Below are 17,498 nucleotides of genomic sequence, written 5' to 3' on the forward strand. Positions count from 1 at the left end.
GTGACAAACGAAGCCTCCGCGCTGGCCAGCCACAAGATGGCCCGCGCCACCTCTTCCGGCTGACCTCCCCGGCCCATCGGGATCGAGTCCTTCACGCGATCCACCCGCCCCGGCTCGCCGCCGCTGGCGTGCATGTCGGTATAGATGTGGCCCGGGCGAATGCAGTTGACCCGAATACCCTCGCGTGCGACTTCTTTGGCAAAGCCGATGGTGAAGGTTTCCAGCGCGCCTTTCGATGCTGCGTAGTCGACGTATTCATTGGGGCTGCCCAAGCGCGCCGAGGCAGAAGAAACGTTGATCACTGCCCCACCTGTGCCGCCGTGCCGATAAGCCATGCGCTTCACCGCTTGCTGCGCGCACAGGATCGGTCCCAGAGCATTGACCGCGAAGATGCGTTGCATGCGTTCGAAGCTCAGGTCCTCCATGCGTGACTGCTTCGCCAGCACGCCAGCGTTATTCACAAGAACATCGATGCGTCCGAACGAGCGATCGATGGCCGAGAACAGTTCAGCAACCTGCTCGGGGTCAGAACTGTCAGCACGCACCGCGAGGCCTTTGCGACCCATTGCTTCGACATCGGCCACCACCGCCAGCGCAGCGGACTCGTTGGCGACGTAGCTGACGGCGATGTCGTAGCCTTGCGCGGCAGCGAGTCGGGCGGTGGCGGCGCCGACTCCGCGACTGCCGCCGGTGATCAGAATCAGCGGGGCCTGCGAAACGTTATCCATGCGACGTTCTCCTGAGCAGTTGGGCTGTGTCAGCCGATGATGATGGCGCCGCTGGCAATGACCACGCACGCCAGCATCCTGCGGACGGTGAGTTTTTCACCGAGGAACAAATAGCCGAGCAATGCCGCGAACAACACGCTGGTTTCGCGCAAGGCCGACACCGCGCCCAGTGGCGCTTCGTTCATGGCGTAGATAACGATTGCGTAGGCCAGCAACGAGACCAGTCCGCCGACCACAGCGGCGAGCATGCCGGGCCGTACGGAAAACAGACTGCGAGCATCGCGCAGGCCGATATACACCAGCGGCATCAGCACGCCCCACAGTGCGCTCATCCAAACCGTGTAAGCCAGCGGCGCCCCCGACAGTCTGGCGCCAATGCCATCGACCACGCTGTAGGCGGCAATAAAGCAACCGGTACCCAGCGCATACGGCAGGCTCGGCACCGACAGGCTGCGCCCTCGGAACGCCAACGAAATGATCCCCCCGGACACCAGACCAATGCCGAGCAGTTCGCCGGGGGTTATGGTTTCGCCGGCAAACAGCGCGGCGCCGAGGGTGATCAGCGCCGGTGACGAGCCGCGGGAAATCGGATAGATCTGCCCAAGGTCGCCGACCCGATAGCTGCGCACCAGAAACAGGTTGTAGCCGACATGCAGCAGTGCCGAGAGCAGCGCATAACCCCAGCTCTCAGGTGCAGGCGCGTCCATGAAAAAGGCGGCGATGACGCAGACGATGGCGATGGCCACGCACATCATCGTCATCGACCAGAGCCGGTCGGCGCCGCCGCGCAGCAGCGCGTTCCAGCTAGCGTGCAGGAGCGCGGCGAACAGAACAAGAAGTACGAGATGGATTGGCATGCGGCATTCTAGGCATCACTGGCATTGGCATTACAGCGAAGTTTCCTCATTGAAGCATGAGTAAAAGCTCATGCCTCAGCACTGGGCGCTCTGCACCTTCAACGCCTCACCCAGTAACCATTCACGAAAATTGACGATATGTGGCTGTGCTTCAATGCCTTTGGGACAGACGAAATAGTAGGCCAGCGGCGAAGTGAACGGCACATCGAACAGCCTCACCAGGCGGCCATCGGCGATTTCATTCTCGACATGGCCGCTGCGCACCAGCGCCACACCCTGGCCGAGCAACGCAGCTTCCACCGTCATATTGGTATCACCAAACCTGACGCCTTCGCGCAGCGGTAAAAACTCCAGCCCGACGGACTGAAACCACACCTCCCATTTCGGCGCCAACTCGGCGCCGTCGCGAATGAGTAACGGCATCTGCAGCAACTCGGCGGGACTGCCGGGCGTGCCGACGCGCTGCAGCAGTTCGGGACTTGCCACGGGAAACACCTGCTCGCCAAACAGGAACTCCGAATACAGACCGGGATAATTGCCTTTGCCCAAGCGGATCGCGACATCGGCTTCGCCATTGGCGAAGTGGATGATCTTGTCCGTGGTATCCAGCGACACCAACAGCTCCGGGTGTTGGCGTGACAGGTTCGGCAAGCGTGGCAGCAGCCACTTCAACGCGAACGAATAGGTGGTGCTGACAGACAGGCGAACCCTGTCCTTTTGCTCGCGCAGATCCTCCAGCGTTGCTTCAAGGCTCATGAAAAATTCGCGCACGATCGGCGCCAGCGTCGCCCCCGCTGCGGTGAGTCGTAACGCTTTACCGCGCTCGAACAATTGCAATCCCCAAAGTTCTTCAAGGTGCCGGAGCTGATGACTGACGGCGCTTTGGGTCACGTGCAGTTCTTGAGCGGCAGCCGTGAACGTCGGGTGCCGGGTGGCCACTTCGAAAGCCCGCAGGGTCGCGGTCGGGGGCAGGTCGCGCATAGATGAAAGTTCCGGGGTTGGCAGAAGCTGACGGTATGAATATCAGCTCATGTTAGAGCGGAATGCTTTCGCATGCCTCTCGCCCCAAGTGGATTTGGTGACGATCGGGTTTGGGTTTAGCCGCAGACCCACAAATCGAAAGCCGAGAGCCGATGACAAACCTTATGGTAACGATTAGATTACCGCCGCCCCGCCAATGGAGAGTCGGGCATTCAGTCTCTCTGCTCTCGTTGGCGGCGATGTTTGCACCAACGAAAACACCGGGGCGTATCTGTCCCGTCTTTCGACTGACCATTTTTTAGGGAAAAAAACATGAGCCTGGTTTTCTGCCGTGGTTGCGCCAAGGAAATAAGTACACTGGCATTGGCATGCCCACAGTGCGGCGCACCTCAAGCGCCACTGCATTCGATTGCCAATGGCCCCGTCATGGCAAGCGGCAACCCGTACGTGGAAGCGCTGAAGAAATATGCCGTGTTCACCGGACGCGCCACGCGCCGTGAATACTGGATGTTCTTTCTGATCAACATGGGCATCGCTATTGTCATGAGCGTTTTCGACGCCATGCTCAAGACCGGTGGCGTTTTGCAGAGCCTGTACAACCTGGCAATGCTGTTGCCGAGCCTCGCTGTTGGCGTACGGCGCATGCACGACACTGACCGCAGCGGCTGGTGGATTCTGCTGCCTATCGTCAACATCGTGTTCCTGGCGCAGGACAGCCAACCCGGTCCCAACCGTTTTGGTGCGAATCGCCAGGGTTTCAACTGACCCTCAGCCGCATCGCGGATCGAAACGGCCTTTATGGCCGTTTCTTTGTTTTGGGTTATCGTTTTCGGGGCCGCGTTGGATCGTTGCGGTTCAGGCAACAAACTTTTGCCGGGGAACCAATTGATAGCCCCCTAACGAAAGGTGCATGCTAGAGGGCTGCCTCGGCCCTTATATCATTCCGAATGATAGTTACCTTTGCTTCATTCGATTCGTGCCATCACACCCGCGCCGAGCATCATCCGCCCATCTTCAACAATTCGGCGGATTGCATCCATGGAACAATCACTCAAACATTTGCGCTTCCCGTTGGCCATGCTGGCCGTACTGGTGATGAGCGCCTGCGGCAAAACCCCTGAGACTGCCGGCGCCCCGCCCGCTGCCAAAGTCAGCGTGGCGAAGGTTATCGAACAACCGGTCAACGAGTGGGACGAATTCACCGGGCGCCTCGAGGCGCCGGAAACGGTTGAAATCCGTCCACGGGTTTCTGGCCAGATTGATCAAGTCGCGTTCACCGAAGGCGCGCTGGTCAAGAAAGGCGACCTGCTGTTCCAGATCGACCCGCGTCCGTTCCAGGCCGAGGTACGCCGCCTCGAAGCTCTGGTTGCTCAAGCCCGCGCCACCGCCACTCGCAGCGAAAACGAAGCGGCGCGCGGCGAACGCCTGCGTACCAGCAACGCCATTTCCGCTGAACTGGCCGACTCGCGCACCAGCGCCGCCCAAGAGGCCCGCGCCGCCGTTGGTGCCCTGCAGGCACAACTGGACCTGGCCAAACTGAATCTGAGCTTCACCCGCGTGACCGCACCGATCAGCGGCCGCGTCAGCCGCGCCGAAATCACTGCCGGCAACCTGGTGACCGCCGACACCACCGCGTTGACCAGCGTCGTCTCCACCGACAAGGTCTACGCCTACTTCGACGCCGACGAACGCGTGTTCCTCAAATACACGCAACTGGCCCGCAATGGTCAGCGTGGCGCAACGACTCCGGTGTACATGGGCCTGTCCAACGAGGGCGGCAACCCGCACCTGGGCCAGATGAACTTCGTCGACAACCAGGTCAACCCGAAAACCGGCACCATCCGCGGTCGCGCTGTCTTCGACAACGCTGACGGCACCTACACCCCGGGCCTTTACGCTCGCTTGAAGCTGGTCGGCAGCGGCACCTACAACGCCATGCTGATCAATGACGAAGCCGTGGGCACTGACCTGGGCAAGAAGTTCGTGCTGGTGATGGATGGCGACAACAAGACTGCGTACCGCGCCGTCGAACTCGGTCCGAAAATCGAAGGCCTGCGCATCGTCCGCAACGGTCTGAACAAGGACGACACCATCATCGTCAAGGGTCTGCAACGGGTTCGTCCTGGCTCACCGGTCACCCCTGAGGTGATTCCGATGGCCAGCGAGCAGACCCTCGCCGCCCTCGCTCAACAACGTCAAGCGCTGGAAGCCAGCAACCTGCCCAAAGTTGCCCCTGCCAAGGGTGCATCGGGTTCGGCTGCGAAGCTGGCTGCTACGACCCCACGCGGTTAAGGGACGACAACTCCGATGAATTTTTCCCAATTCTTCATTTCCCGGCCGATCTTCGCAGCGGTGCTGTCGCTGTTGATCCTGATCGCCGGTGCGATCTCGCTGTTCCAGTTGCCGATCAGCGAATACCCGGAAGTCGTGCCGCCGACCGTGGTCGTGCGTGCCAACTTCCCGGGGGCCAACCCCAAAGTCATCGGTGAAACCGTGGCCGCTCCTCTGGAGCAGGCGATCACCGGCGTCGAGAACATGCTGTACATGTCCTCGCAATCGACCGCTGACGGCAAGATCACCCTGACCATCACCTTCGCCCTGGGCACTGACCTGGACAACGCGCAGGTGCAGGTGCAGAACCGGGTGACCCGGACCGAGCCCAAGCTTCCCGAGGAAGTGACGCGCATCGGTATCACCGTCGACAAGGCTTCGCCCGACCTGACCATGGTTGTGCACTTGACCTCACCGGACAAGCGCTACGACATGCTCTACCTGTCCAACTACGCGATCCTCAACATCAAGGATGAGCTTGCTCGCCTCGGTGGTGTCGGTGACGTGCAGTTGTTCGGTATGGGCGACTACTCGTTGCGTGTCTGGCTCGACCCGAACAAGACCGCTTCGCGCAATCTGACCGCGACCGATGTGGTGACCGCGATTCGCGAGCAGAACCGTCAGGTCGCCGCCGGTCAACTGGGCGCGCCCCCTGCCCCGACCGCGCAAAGCTTCCAGCTGTCGGTCAACACTCAAGGCCGTCTGGTCTCCGAGGAAGAGTTCGAGAACATCGTCATCCGCGCAGGCGACGACGGTGAGATCACTCGCCTGAAGGACATCGCGCGCATTGAACTGGGTTCCAGCCAATACGCCTTGCGCTCGCTGCTGAACAATCAGCCGGCGGTGGCGATCCCGATCTTCCAGCGTCCCGGCTCCAACGCCATCGACATTTCCAACGAAGTGCGCGGCAAGATGGAAGAGCTGAAGAAAGGCTTCCCGCAGGGCATGGACTACAGCATCGTGTATGACCCGACGATCTTCGTTCGTGGCTCGATCGAGGCGGTGGTGCACACCCTGTTCGAAGCGCTGATCCTCGTGGTGCTGGTGGTGATTCTGTTCCTGCAGACCTGGCGCGCTTCGATCATTCCGTTGGTGGCGGTGCCGGTATCGTTGATCGGTACGTTTGCGGTCATGCACCTGTTCGGCTTCTCGCTCAACGCCCTGTCGCTGTTCGGCCTGGTACTGGCCATCGGTATCGTGGTCGACGACGCCATCGTCGTGGTGGAGAACGTCGAACGGAACATCGAACTTGGACTGACGCCGGTCGAAGCGACCAAACGCGCCATGCGTGAAGTGACCGGGCCGATCGTGGCCACGGCACTGGTGCTGTGTGCCGTGTTCATTCCGGCGGCATTCATTTCCGGCCTCACCGGGCAGTTCTACAAACAGTTCGCACTGACCATCGCGATCTCGACAGTGATCTCGGCGTTCAACTCGCTGACCCTGTCGCCAGCGCTGGCTGCTGTGCTGCTGAAAAGTCACGACGCGCCGAAAGACCGCTTCTCGAAAGTACTCGACAGAATCTTCGGTGGCTGGCTGTTCCGTCCGTTCAACCGTTTCTTCGACCGTGCCAGTCATGGCTACGTCGGCACCGTGCGCCGGGTCATCCGTAGCAGCGGCATCGCCCTGCTCGTGTATGCAGGCCTGATGGTGCTGACCTTCTTCGGTTTCTCCAGCACGCCGACCGGTTTCGTACCCGGCCAGGACAAGCAATACCTGGTGGCCTTCGCGCAATTGCCGGACGCCGCGAGCCTGGATCGCACCGAAGACGTGATCAAGCGCATGTCCGACCTCGCGCTGAAACAGCCGGGCGTGGAAAGCGCCGTAGCGTTCCCGGGCCTGTCGATCAACGGCTTCACCAACAGCCCGAACGCCGGCATCGTCTTCGTGACGCTGAAACCGTTCGACGAGCGTAAAGACCCGAGCATGTCCGCCGGTGCGATTGCCGGTGCCTTGAACGGCCAGTACGCGAACATTCAGGAAGCGTACATGGCGATCTTCCCGCCACCGCCGGTACAAGGCCTGGGCACCATTGGTGGTTTCCGCCTGCAGATCGAAGACCGGGGCAACCTCGGCTACGACGAGCTGTACAAAGAAACCATGAACATCATCAACAAGAGCCACAACGTGCCGGAACTGGCCGGCCTGTTCACCAGCTACACAGTGAACGTGCCGCAGGTCGATGCCGCCATCGACCGGGAAAAAGCCAAGACCCATGGCGTGGCCGTCAGCGACATCTTCGACACCCTGCAGATCTACCTGGGTTCGCTGTATGCCAACGACTTCAACCGCTTCGGGCGCACCTATCAGGTCAACGTTCAGGCCGAACAGCAGTTCCGTCTTGAGTCCGACCAGATCGGTCAGCTGAAAGTGCGCAACAACAAAGGCGAGATGATCCCGCTGGCAACCTTCATCAAGGTCAGCGACACCTCCGGGCCGGATCGCGTGATGCACTACAACGGCTTCATCACCGCTGAAATCAACGGTGCCGCAGCCCCGGGCTACAGCTCTGGCCAGGCAGAAAAAGCCATCGAGAAACTGCTCAAGGAAGAACTTCCGAACGGCATGACCTACGAGTGGACCGACCTGACCTACCAGCAGATTCTGTCCGGCAACACCGCGCTGTTCGTGTTCCCGCTCTGCGTACTGCTGGCGTTCCTGGTGCTCGCCGCACAATACGAAAGCTGGAGCCTGCCACTGGCGGTGATCCTGATCGTACCGATGACCCTGCTGTCGGCCATTACTGGTGTGATCATCTCCGGCGGTGACAACAACATCTTCACCCAGATCGGCTTGATCGTACTGGTGGGACTTGCCTGTAAAAACGCGATTCTGATCGTCGAGTTCGCCAAGGATAAACAGGAAGAAGGCCTCGACCCGCTCGCAGCGGTACTGGAAGCCTGCCGCCTGCGTCTGCGGCCGATCCTGATGACCTCCTTCGCGTTCATCATGGGTGTGGTGCCACTGGTGTTCTCCAGCGGTGCCGGTGCCGAAATGCGTCACGCCATGGGTGTGGCGGTGTTCTCCGGGATGCTCGGGGTGACCTTCTTCGGTCTGCTGCTGACGCCAGTGTTCTACGTACTGATCCGTAACTTTGTCGAACGCGGCGAGCAACGCAAAGCAGCCAAAGCCCTGCAATTGGAGGCGCAACAATGAGTCTGAAAGTCTTCCTGCCGAGTCTGCTGGTGCTGGCCCTCAGCGCCTGCGCCGTCGGCCCCGACTACAAGACCCCAGCCACGGAGGCGGCCAATATTACGACCGCCACCGACGGCGCCGCCGGGCAAAAAAATTTCGACCGTTCGAAATTCGAAGGCATCTGGTGGCAGCAATTCGACGATCCGACCCTCAACCAGTTGGTGAGTCAGTCGCTACAAGGCAACCGTGAACTACGCGTGGCGTTCGCCCGCTGGAAAGCCGCCCGGGCAATCCGCGACGACGCCAGCAACGACGCGATGCCAACCATCACCAGCCGCGCCAGCAGTGACCTGGGCAAAGGCCAGATTCCTGGCCAGACCACCGACCGGGTCAATAGCGAACGCTATGACCTCGGTCTGGACATGGCCTGGGAGCTTGACCTGTTCGGCCGCATCCAGCGCAACCTGGAAGCCAGTGATGCCGACCAGCAAGCCGCCGAAGCCGATCTGTACCAGCTGCAAGTCACCATGATTGCCGAACTGGTCGATGCCTACGGTCAACTGCGCGGCGCACAGTTGCGGGAAAAGATCGCCGTGGCCAACCTCAACAACCAGGAGGAGTCGCGCAAGATCACCATCAGCCTTCGTGACGCCGGTGTCGGTGATCAGCTCGATGTCGAGCGCGCCGATGCGCGTCTGGCCAACGTCGAAGCCACTGTGCCGCAGTTGCAGGCGGAACAGGTTCGGCAGAAAAACCGTATCGCCACCCTGCTCGGTGAGCGCCCGGACAAGCTGACCGTTGACCTGAGCCCGAAAGACCTGCCGGCCATCGCCAAGGCGCTGCCAATCGGTGATCCGGGTGAACTGCTGCAACGTCGTCCGGACATCCTCAGCGCCGAGCGGCAACTGGCTTCGGCCACTGCGCGAATCGGCGTGGCCAAAGCCGACCTGTTCCCACGCGTCAGTCTCAGCGGTTTCCTCGGCTGGACGGCCGGACGTGGCTCGCAAATCGGTTCCTCGGCGGCCAACGCCTGGGCACTCGGCCCAAGCATCACTTGGGCTGCGTTTGACCTCGGTAGCGTCCGCGCCCGTTTGCGCGGCGCCGATGCTGACGCCGAAGGCGCGCTGGCCAACTACGAGCAACAAGTACTGCTGGCTCTGGAAGAATCGGAAAACGCCTTCAGCGATTACGGCAAGCGTCAGCAACGCCTGATCTCGCTGATCCGTCAGAGCGAATCGAGCCGCAAGGCTGCCGATCTGGCGGAAATCCGCTATCGCGAAGGCACCACCGACTTCCTTGTCCTGCTCGACGCCCAGCGTGAGCGCCTGAACGCCGAAGACAGTCAGGCCCAGGCCGAAGTCGAGTTGTATCGCGGCATTGTCGCGATCTACAAGGCCCTCGGCGGTGGCTGGCAACCGGAGACAGTTGCCAGCAAGTAAAGATTGTTAAAGAGCTCCTTTGGTTGGCCGCAACCAACCAAATTTTTTGCCCCGCGCATCATTCGGTCGCGGGGTTTTTTTATGCCTGCCTGATTCACCAATCCCGTGTAGGAGCTGCCGAGTGCAACGAGGCTGCGATCCTTGATGGGAATGCAGCCGGGGACGCTCTGCGTCCCAAGATCAAAAGATCGCAGCCTCGTTGCACTCGACAGCTCCTACAGGGGAATCAGGGTTCCAGGACGGTGACGGTGGCGGTGGTACCGGCGCGCAGGCGATGCTTGCCGGCAAAGTCGCCATCGATGCCGATACGCACCGGCACCCGTTGCGCCAGTTTCACCCAGGTGTAACTCGGGTTGATGTTCGCCAGCAGACGGCTGCCCGGCGCGTTTTCGCGGTCGGCGATGGCGAAGGCGATGCTTTCTACCGTGCCGCCGAAACGCTCACCGCTCATCAATTGAATGCGTACCCGATCACCCTCCTCGATTCGCGGCAGCTTGGTTTCCTCGAAGTAACCACTGACATAGAACGAATCGCTGTCGACCAGAGCCAGCAGTGCCCCGCCCGCCTGTGCGTAATCACCCTGGCGGGTCAGCAGGTTGGTCACGTAACCGCTCACTGGCGATTCAACGCGGGTGCGCTGCAAGTCCAGTTCGGCTTGGGTCAGCGCGGCAATTGCCAGTTGCACATTGGCTTCGGCCAGCCCGAGGTTTGCCTGATTGCGCAGCAGATCGGCCTGGGCAACCGCTACGTCGGTACTGGCCTTCTCCCATTCTTCACCGGAAATCGCGAAGCCCTGTTTCAGCGTGCGGCGCCGGCGCTCCTCGCTTTGACGTTGTTTGAGCAACGCTTCACTGGCGACGATTGCCGCTTGCGATTGCCCCAGCGAGGCCTTGGATACTTCTACCGAACGCCGGGCATGCTCGACCGCCAGTTGATAGCGGGCCGGATCGATCTCCAGCAACAATTGGCCCTTGTCGACATGCTGGTTGTCCTGCACCGCCAGTTTGACGATTCGCCCCGAAACATCCGCCGACAGCGTCACCACATCCGCCCTCACCCGAGCATCCCGTGTCCACGGCGCGCGGGTGTAATACTCCCAGGCAAACCAGCCAAGGACGATCGCCAGGATCACCACTGCCACGGTCATCATTCGTGCAACTAGTGCTTTCAAGACATCAGGCTCCCATCAACAGAATCAGCGTGGCGCAGACACAGGCATACAGTGCGCCTTCGAACAGTGCTTCATGCCACACCAGGCGCAGCACGCCGAGGCGCCGCAGACACCAGTCCAGCAACATGAAGATCGGAATCGCCAGTAACAGTGCCTGGGCAATCGGCGGCAGATAGACCCCGCCAATTTCGAAATCAATGGGCAAGTTGCGGTTCTCCTTCCAGGCCTTGAGGTTGCAAATATTCGCCGTGCCGCTCGAGGAACGACACCACAATCAGCAGCGCCACACGCATGCGAAACACCGACCATAGATGTTCATGACTGGTGGCGTGCAGCTCGTCCAGCTCATCGCCGAGTTGGTGCAACGTGGCCAGCAGCGCCGCAAGCTGGACATCGTCGCGACCGGCAACCAAACGACCAGTCTTGCGCAACGCCGACGCCAGGCGTTGGCCGAACGCATCGGTGAGTAACCCATTGTTCTGCGCCTGCTGCCGCAGCTGATGCATGGCCACGCCCAAGGCCACGCATGCCAGGCTGATTTCGTACAAGCGCTGCATGGCACGATCGTTCGCCGCTGGCAGCAGGCCGAGCATGCTGGTCAGGCGATCGGTCATCCGACTCTCGAAAGCGAATTGTTGTTCATCGGTCGCCGGCATTTTGCTCAGTTGGTACACCTGCTCCCGCGCTTCGCCGTACAGGCGCCGGATGCGCAAGGCCGGGCGGAACGGGAAGATCAGCGCATAAACGATCAGGGCCAGCATCGCTGCACTGACGTAGGCGCCGGCGAATTCGAACCATTGGATCGCCGTGTTCTGCCCAGTGCCGGTATTTTGCGGTCCGAGCATGAGGAAACTGGACAGGCCAAGGCCCATGCCGATACCGGCGGTGGCCGGACTGGAAATGCCCACAGCAATGGCATACAGCAGCGGCGCCAGCAGCAATGCCAGCAGCTCGAAATCACTGATCGCCGGCACCAGCATGAATTGGTACAACGCCGATACCACCAGTGCCAGGCCCAGGCCGCGCGCATAGCTTTGCGCAGCCATCAGCGGGCGCGGAAAAGTCGCCATCAGCGAGCAGAGAATCCCCACCAGAATCATCCCGCCGCGCGCGCCATCCCATGCGGTTTCGATCCAGATCAGGCCGGACACCAACAGCGCGGTAAATGCGCGAATCGCATTCATCGAAGCCAGGGTGAAATCCAGATGCAAAGGACTGCTCTGGCCGCGATAGAGACAGCTGGCCGGGCGCCCTTCCTGAATCGCGTCGCTCAGTTCGAGGATCTGCTCAAGTTGCTGCAACAGGCGCGCCTGCTCCCAACGCAGCGCCCAGGCCAGTGAACGCAGGGTCGCGCTCATGTTCTCGGTCTGCTGCTCGGCCTTGTACGCCAACGCTTCGAACTGTTGCTGTAAGGTGACGAAACGCTGCCGATCGGCGCCAGACAGCGCGCGCCCCTGTTGCGCGAGCTGCTCCAGCAATGCCAATTCCTCGGCCCGCAACTGCTGAACCTCAAGCGGCAGATCGCCCTCCCAGCGTTCGATGAGCAATTCACGCTGATGACGCAGCGCGGTCAGTCGCGAGGTCAGCAGCATCAGTTGATTGCCGAGCAGCAATACCAGGTTGTCCGCGCTGCGCAACCGTGGCGCATCGAAATACAAATGACGGCGCAAACCTTCCAGCGCGCTGATTTCACCTAGCAGCTGCATTTGCCTACGCTGGAAATCGGCTTCGCTTCCTTCCGTGCGAAGCACCTCGGCGGCGTGGCTGGCGGCCAGTTTGATGACCTGATCGATTTTGGCGAAATAGCCCTTGGCGACAGCTTCAGGCCGTGCCGTGAGCAAACTGACCACGCAGACACAGGCCACCGCCAACAAGGTTTCGGTGACACGGGTAACCGCTAGCAGAAACGTGCCGTCCTGATCCGGAATCGCCAGCAAGGCCACGACCACAGCGGTGTAACCACTGAGCACGAACGCCTGGGAGCTGGTGTAGCGCAACAAGGTGCCGCCCGCCGTGCACAGCGCCAGCCACAACGCCAATGTGGTAATGAACGGCAGCGGCGCCTGAGGGAAAATCGCCATGATCAACACCGCCACCGCCGCCCCCACGGTGGTGCCGATCACCTGGCCGAAACTGCGCGCCAGTGCCATCCCCGCCAATGGCTGGCTGACGATCACCACGGCCATGATCGACCACTTCGGCTGTTCGAGATCGAAAATGAACGCCAGATACAGGGTCAACAGGCCAGCGGCGATAGTCCGCAGGGCAAACAGCAGAACAGCCTGACCGGGATGGATCAGAGCCTTGAAATAAGCAAACAGCGCTGGCATGGGCACACTCTTCAAAACGACTTCTGCAAGCGTAGACATTGCAGCAAAAGCCTGACGGATTTCACAGTCGACACGTGTTGTAGGACGATTCGCTGGCAACGGTTTGACTCACGCGCCAAGCTGAACGAAGCTTGCCGCTCTGCTCAAGTTCGAAGCTTTCGGAAACCCGCATGACTCAGTCCCGCCGCAACCTGCTGATCGGCCTAGGCCTCGTCCTGATCCTCGGCGTCGTCTGGCTGTCCTGGCGCAGCAATGCACCGACTATTCCCGATGCTATCAAACATGGCTACAGCGAAGCGCTGAACGCCGCGCGCACCGGTGAGCCCGGAGCGGCGCGCCAGTTGTACCAGCAATTGGGGCGCCCGGACATCTCGGTCAAGCGCCGCGTCTGGCTGCATGGCGAGCTGCCCAACTATCCCAGCCCGCAGGCACTGAAACTGGCTGACATCGACTTGCATCACGAAGCGCCGCAAGTGCGCGTCGCAGCGATCAAAAGCATCGTCGGCCTGGTGCCCGGCGGGCAACGCAGCCTGTTGCTCGGGCCGCTGCTCGACGATGAAGAACAAACTGTCCGTTTCGCTGCGATCAATGCCCTGCTCGGCCTAACCCCGGACGAGTTGGGCCTGTATTTCGCGCCGCTACAGCAAGCCATCGACGGGTGGCAGCAGACGCTCGAAAGCCAGCCGGAAAGCGCCGCCAACTATGCGCAACTGGCACGTCTCTATATTCATAACGCCGAATACAAACAGGCACAGCAAGCGCTGGACAACACGTTGCGCCTGGAGCCCGGCAACCTGTCGGCGCTGGTCATGCAGATCGATGTGCTCGACCGCCAGGGCCAGAGCGATGCGGCCCGCCAGTTACTTGCACAACAACTCAAGGCGCAGCCTGACTCGGCCTATCTGCAACATGCCCTGGGTCTGTGGCTGTTGCATCACGGCCAGCGCGAATACGCCCTGCTCGGCCTGTCCAAAGCGGTCGAACTGGAACCGGACAACAAGGATTATCGCTACGACCTCGCCACGACACTGCACAGTGCGGAAGAACTGGAAGCGGCGCAGAAACAATTGCAGGAAATCGTCCAGCGCCACCCCGCCGACCGCAAGGCGCGGGTGCTGCTGATCAACTATTGGAAGGAAAGCGGCCAGTTGCAGAATGTGCAGATTCTGCTGGCGCAACTGGAGCAGCTCAATCCGGACGACCCGGCCCTGCAACAGGGTCTTTAATCAAGGTAAAACGGGTGCAATCAACCACCTGTCGAAAGAAAAAGCGGAACCGTGAACATGCCCTGAGGTCAAGTTATTCAGGCGGCTCACTTAGCCAGCCGCCGGATTACCCTAGTCATAAGAGGGCGTTTTTTGACTACATCAAACGAGTTGATCAGTGCAAAGGCCGCCGTCGGCATTGTAGGTCTGGATGACATCCTTGCCGGTGGCCTGTCTCGCGGCCATGTGTTTTTGCTCGAGGGGGAACCCGGGACCGGCAAAACCACCGTGGCCCTGCATTTTCTGCGCGCCGGTGCGCTGGCCGGAGAACGCTGCCTGTACATCACTCTCTCGGAAACCGAGAAAGAACTGCGTCAAGGTGCGCTCTCCCACGGCTGGGAGCTGAACGAAAACATCAAGATCTTCGAGCTGACACCGCCGGAAAGCCTGCTCAATGCCGAGCATCAGCAAAGCCTGCTGTATTCCTCGGACCTTGAACTGGGCGAGGCGACCAGGCAGATTTTCGAAGTTGTCGAACGCTTCAAACCGACCCGCGTAGTGCTCGACAGCCTTTCGGAGATCCGTCTGCTGGCGCAGAGCTCGTTGCGCTATCGTCGGCAGATTCTGGCGATCAAGCACTACTTTGTGCGCTACGACGCCACCGTCCTGCTGCTCGATGACCTGACCACCGAATCCCTCGACAAGACCGTGCACAGTGTCGCCCACGGCGTGATTCGCCTTGAAGAGCTGACGCCAAGCTATGGCGCCGAGCGTCGTCGGGTACGAGTGGTCAAATATCGCGGGCAGAAATACCGTGGCGGTTTCCACGATTTCACCATCATGGGCGACGGCGTCCATGTTTTCCCACGCTTGGTAGCGGCGGAACATCGCGGCGACTACCCACGTCTGCAGCTGTCCAGCGGCATCCCGCAAATGGACGCCCTGCTCGGCGGCGGCATCGAGACCGGCTCAAGCACGCTGATTCTCGGCCCGGCCGGTACCGGCAAATCGATGATTTCGATGATCTTCGCCGCCGCAGCGGTGGCCCGAGGCGAAAAAGCCGCGCTGTTCATTTTCGATGAAGAGCTGGGCCTGCTGTTCGAACGCATGCGTCATCTGGGCATCGACCTCAAAGCCTTGCAGGCCACCGGTAACCTGCTGATCGAACAAGTAGACGCCGCCGAATTGTCTCCCGGTGAGTTGTCCCATCGCGTGCGTCGTTGCGTCGATGAGCTGGGTATCAAAACCGTGGTGATCGACAGCATTAACGGCTATCAAGCGGCGATGCCGGAAGAAAACGCGCTGGTGCTGCACATGCACGAGCTGCTGCTGTACCTTAACCGCAAAGGCGCGGCGACTTTCATGACGGTCGCCCAGCACGGTCTGGTGGGCGATATGCAGGCGCCGGTCGACATCACTTACCTGGCCGACACGGTGATTCTGTTGCGCTACTTCGAAGCCCTCGGCAAAGTCCGCCGGGCGATCTCGATTATCAAAAAACGTACCGGCAACCACGAGTCGACCATCCGTGAATACCGGATCTCCTCGCGTGGCATGACCATCGGCCAACCGCTGGAATCCTTCCAGGGCGTGCTGCGTGGCGTGCCGACTTATATGGGAGCGAGCAATCCATTGCTCGAGGATGAAAGCTTGTGACGGTCAACACGCCGTTGGCCGAGCGGGTGCTGGTGCTGGCGCCCATGGGTCGTGACAGCCAGATCGCGTTGATGATTCTCAACGAAGCCGGTTACGGCGGCATGGTGGCGCCGAATCTCGGCGCTCTGTGCACGGAACTGGAGGTCGGTGCCGGGTTGCTGCTGATTGCTGCTGAAGCGTTGCGCGGACCGGAACTGGAAGGACTTATCGCCTACCTTGACCAGCAGCCCGCGTGGTCGGACATGCCAATCGTGCTGCTGACTCATCATGGCGGCGATGAACAAGGGCCGCCGTCGCGTCTCAGCACCCTGCTCGGCAACGTGACTTTTCTCGAGCGCCCCTTCCATCCCGCGACGCTGGTCAGTCTGGTCTCCGCCGCCCTGCGTGGGCGGCGACGACAATATGAAGCGCGCGATCGGCTGATCGACCTGAGTGAAAGCGAACGCCGCCTGCAATCGACGCTGGAAACCCTCGAACAACAGGTTGAAGAGCGCACCGCACAGCTTCGCCACAACGAAGAAGCGCTGCGCCAATCGCAGAAAATGGAAGCGGTCGGCCAACTTACTGGCGGCATTGCTCACGACTTCAACAATATGCTCACCGGCATCATCGGTAGCCTGGAACTGCTGCGCCGGCGTCTGGCCCGGGGCCGCACCGAAGACCTCGACAGTCTGATCGATCTAGGCGTTACCTCCGCCAACCGCGCCGCCGGCCTGACTCACCGCTTGTTGGCGTTCTCCCGCCGGCAATCCCTCGACCCGAAAGCCGTGCAGATGAACACGCTGGTGCTGTCGATGGGCGAGCTGCTGCAACGCAGCCTCAATGAAAGCATTCATCTGGAAATGCGCCTGGACGACAACCTCTGGGTTGCCGAGGCCGATCCCAATCAACTGGAAAGCGCCCTGCTCAACCTGGTAATCAACGCCCGCGATGCGATGCCCGAGGGGGGCAAACTGGTGGTGGAAACCAGCAATCAGGTGCTGCATCGCGATTTCACCGCCGCTTACAGCAATCTGGAGCCGGGCGATTACGTGATGCTCAGCGTCACCGACAACGGCAGCGGCATGCCGCAAAGCGTGGTCAGCCGTGCGTTCGATCCGTTTTTTACTACCAAGCCGATCGGCCAGGGCACCGGCCTCGGACTGTCGATGATCTATGGCTTCAGCAAGCAATCACGCGGGCATGTGTCGATTGACAGTGAAGTCGATCAAGGCACCACGGTAAAACTCTACCTGCCGCGTTTCCGTGGTGAAGAAGTGGAAATTCCCGTCTCGGATTCGCAGCAGGCTCCGTATGCGATGGATGGCGAAACCGTACTCATCGTCGAAGACGATCCGGCTGTGCGCGTGTTGGTCAGCGCCGTGCTCAGTGAGTTGGGTTACGCGTTTGTTGAGGCCGGTGATGCCGATGGCGCCATGCCGATTCTAAATTCGACGCAACGTATTGATTTGCTGATCAGTGACGTTGGTCTGCCGGGGATGAACGGTCGGCAACTGGCGGAGGTCGGTCGGCAATACCGACCAGGTCTGAAAGTGTTGTTCATCACCGGTTATGCCGAACACGCGGCGGTGCGCGGTGGCTTCCTCGACTCGGGGATGCAGATGATCACCAAGCCTTTCACCTTTGATCTGCTCACCGCCAAGGTGCGCGAGATGATCAATAGCT

Annotated in this window: 13 protein-coding genes; 7 read left to right on the forward strand and 6 right to left on the reverse strand. The window is 60.6% G+C overall.

What is annotated here, in order from left to right:
- The 3 genes from D6877_RS03495 to gcvA form a co-directional block, all read right to left on the reverse strand.
- A partial coding sequence (locus tag D6877_RS03495) for an SDR family oxidoreductase (protein WP_130909867.1) occupies positions 1 to 728 on the reverse strand: 728 nt, incomplete at its 3' end.
- A 29-nt stretch (positions 729 to 757) separates the two neighbouring features.
- Entirely contained in the window at positions 758 to 1,585 is an 828-nt protein-coding gene (locus tag D6877_RS03500; RefSeq protein ID WP_130909868.1) for a DMT family transporter, read from the reverse strand.
- Positions 1,586 to 1,660: 75 nt separating this feature from the next.
- Positions 1,661 to 2,566: a transcriptional regulator GcvA gene (gene gcvA, locus D6877_RS03505; RefSeq protein ID WP_130909869.1), complete on the reverse strand. Its 906-nt coding sequence runs from the start codon at positions 2,564 to 2,566 to the stop codon at positions 1,661 to 1,663.
- A 312-nt stretch (positions 2,567 to 2,878) separates the two neighbouring features.
- Between gcvA and D6877_RS03510 the strand changes: the two genes are divergently transcribed.
- The 4 genes from D6877_RS03510 to D6877_RS03525 all read left to right on the forward strand — a co-directional run bounded on the left by D6877_RS03510 (position 2,879) and on the right by D6877_RS03525 (position 9,471).
- Complete coding sequence (locus D6877_RS03510; protein WP_130909870.1) at positions 2,879 to 3,331, forward strand: DUF805 domain-containing protein; 453 nt, start codon at positions 2,879 to 2,881, stop codon at positions 3,329 to 3,331.
- Positions 3,332 to 3,604: 273 nt separating this feature from the next.
- The gene (gene mexE / locus D6877_RS03515; RefSeq protein WP_130909871.1) at positions 3,605 to 4,858 is read left to right on the forward strand and encodes a multidrug efflux RND transporter periplasmic adaptor subunit MexE; all 1,254 of its coding nucleotides are present in this window, start codon (positions 3,605 to 3,607) and stop codon (positions 4,856 to 4,858) included.
- Positions 4,859 to 4,873: 15 nt separating this feature from the next.
- Positions 4,874 to 8,053, forward strand: coding sequence for an efflux RND transporter permease subunit (locus D6877_RS03520; RefSeq protein WP_130909872.1), 3,180 nt, complete (start codon positions 4,874 to 4,876; stop codon positions 8,051 to 8,053).
- The gene (locus tag D6877_RS03525; RefSeq protein ID WP_130909873.1) at positions 8,050 to 9,471 is read left to right on the forward strand and encodes a TolC family protein; all 1,422 of its coding nucleotides are present in this window, start codon (positions 8,050 to 8,052) and stop codon (positions 9,469 to 9,471) included. Before D6877_RS03520 ends, D6877_RS03525 begins: the two co-directional genes overlap by 4 nt.
- Positions 9,472 to 9,697: 226 nt before the next feature.
- On the opposite strand, the gene D6877_RS03530 is transcribed toward D6877_RS03525, so the two are convergent.
- Genes D6877_RS03530 through D6877_RS03540 form a run of 3 tightly spaced genes read right to left on the reverse strand, consistent with a single transcriptional unit; the run spans position 9,698 to position 12,972 of the window.
- The gene (locus D6877_RS03530) at positions 9,698 to 10,642 is read right to left on the reverse strand and encodes an HlyD family secretion protein (protein ID WP_071172553.1); all 945 of its coding nucleotides are present in this window, start codon (positions 10,640 to 10,642) and stop codon (positions 9,698 to 9,700) included.
- 4 nt (positions 10,643 to 10,646) lie between these two features.
- The gene (locus D6877_RS03535) at positions 10,647 to 10,847 is read right to left on the reverse strand and encodes a DUF1656 domain-containing protein (RefSeq protein WP_016774855.1); all 201 of its coding nucleotides are present in this window, start codon (positions 10,845 to 10,847) and stop codon (positions 10,647 to 10,649) included.
- Entirely contained in the window at positions 10,837 to 12,972 is a 2,136-nt protein-coding gene (locus D6877_RS03540) for an FUSC family protein (protein ID WP_130909874.1), read from the reverse strand. Before D6877_RS03540 ends, D6877_RS03535 begins: the two co-directional genes overlap by 11 nt.
- Before the next feature lie 170 nt (positions 12,973 to 13,142).
- Here D6877_RS03540 and D6877_RS03545 point away from each other — a divergent pair, with 170 nt between their 5' ends.
- The 3 genes from D6877_RS03545 to D6877_RS03555 form a co-directional block, all read left to right on the forward strand.
- A complete protein-coding gene (locus D6877_RS03545) occupies positions 13,143 to 14,198 on the forward strand; it encodes a tetratricopeptide repeat protein (protein ID WP_130909875.1) in 1,056 nt (351 codons plus the stop codon).
- Between the two features lie 132 nt (positions 14,199 to 14,330).
- A complete protein-coding gene (locus tag D6877_RS03550) occupies positions 14,331 to 15,833 on the forward strand; it encodes an ATPase domain-containing protein (RefSeq protein WP_024013082.1) in 1,503 nt (500 codons plus the stop codon).
- Positions 15,830 to 17,498: ATP-binding protein (locus tag D6877_RS03555; protein ID WP_130909876.1), on the forward strand; the 1,669-nt coding region annotated here is incomplete at its 3' end. The genes D6877_RS03550 and D6877_RS03555, both read left to right, overlap by 4 nt.

The sequence above is a fragment of the Pseudomonas sp. Sample_9 genome (assembly GCF_004307535.1).
Classification (GTDB): Bacteria; Pseudomonadota; Gammaproteobacteria; order Pseudomonadales; family Pseudomonadaceae; genus Aquipseudomonas; species Aquipseudomonas mercuritolerans.

What these genes read in the sequence shown, in the direction of transcription:
- D6877_RS03500 (WP_130909868.1), bottom strand. Translation starts at nt 1,585, where the DNA reads ATGCCAATCCATCTCGTACTTCTTGTTCTGTTCGCCGCGCTCCTGCAC.
- gcvA (WP_130909869.1), bottom strand. Translation starts at nt 2,566, where the DNA reads ATGCGCGACCTGCCCCCGACCGCGACCCTGCGGGCTTTCGAAGTGGCC.
- D6877_RS03510 (WP_130909870.1), top strand. Translation starts at nt 2,879, where the DNA reads ATGAGCCTGGTTTTCTGCCGTGGTTGCGCCAAGGAAATAAGTACACTG.
- mexE (WP_130909871.1), top strand. Translation starts at nt 3,605, where the DNA reads ATGGAACAATCACTCAAACATTTGCGCTTCCCGTTGGCCATGCTGGCC.
- D6877_RS03520 (WP_130909872.1), top strand. Translation starts at nt 4,874, where the DNA reads ATGAATTTTTCCCAATTCTTCATTTCCCGGCCGATCTTCGCAGCGGTG.
- D6877_RS03525 (WP_130909873.1), top strand. Translation starts at nt 8,050, where the DNA reads ATGAGTCTGAAAGTCTTCCTGCCGAGTCTGCTGGTGCTGGCCCTCAGC.
- D6877_RS03540 (WP_130909874.1), bottom strand. Translation starts at nt 12,972, where the DNA reads ATGCCAGCGCTGTTTGCTTATTTCAAGGCTCTGATCCATCCCGGTCAG.
- D6877_RS03545 (WP_130909875.1), top strand. Translation starts at nt 13,143, where the DNA reads ATGACTCAGTCCCGCCGCAACCTGCTGATCGGCCTAGGCCTCGTCCTG.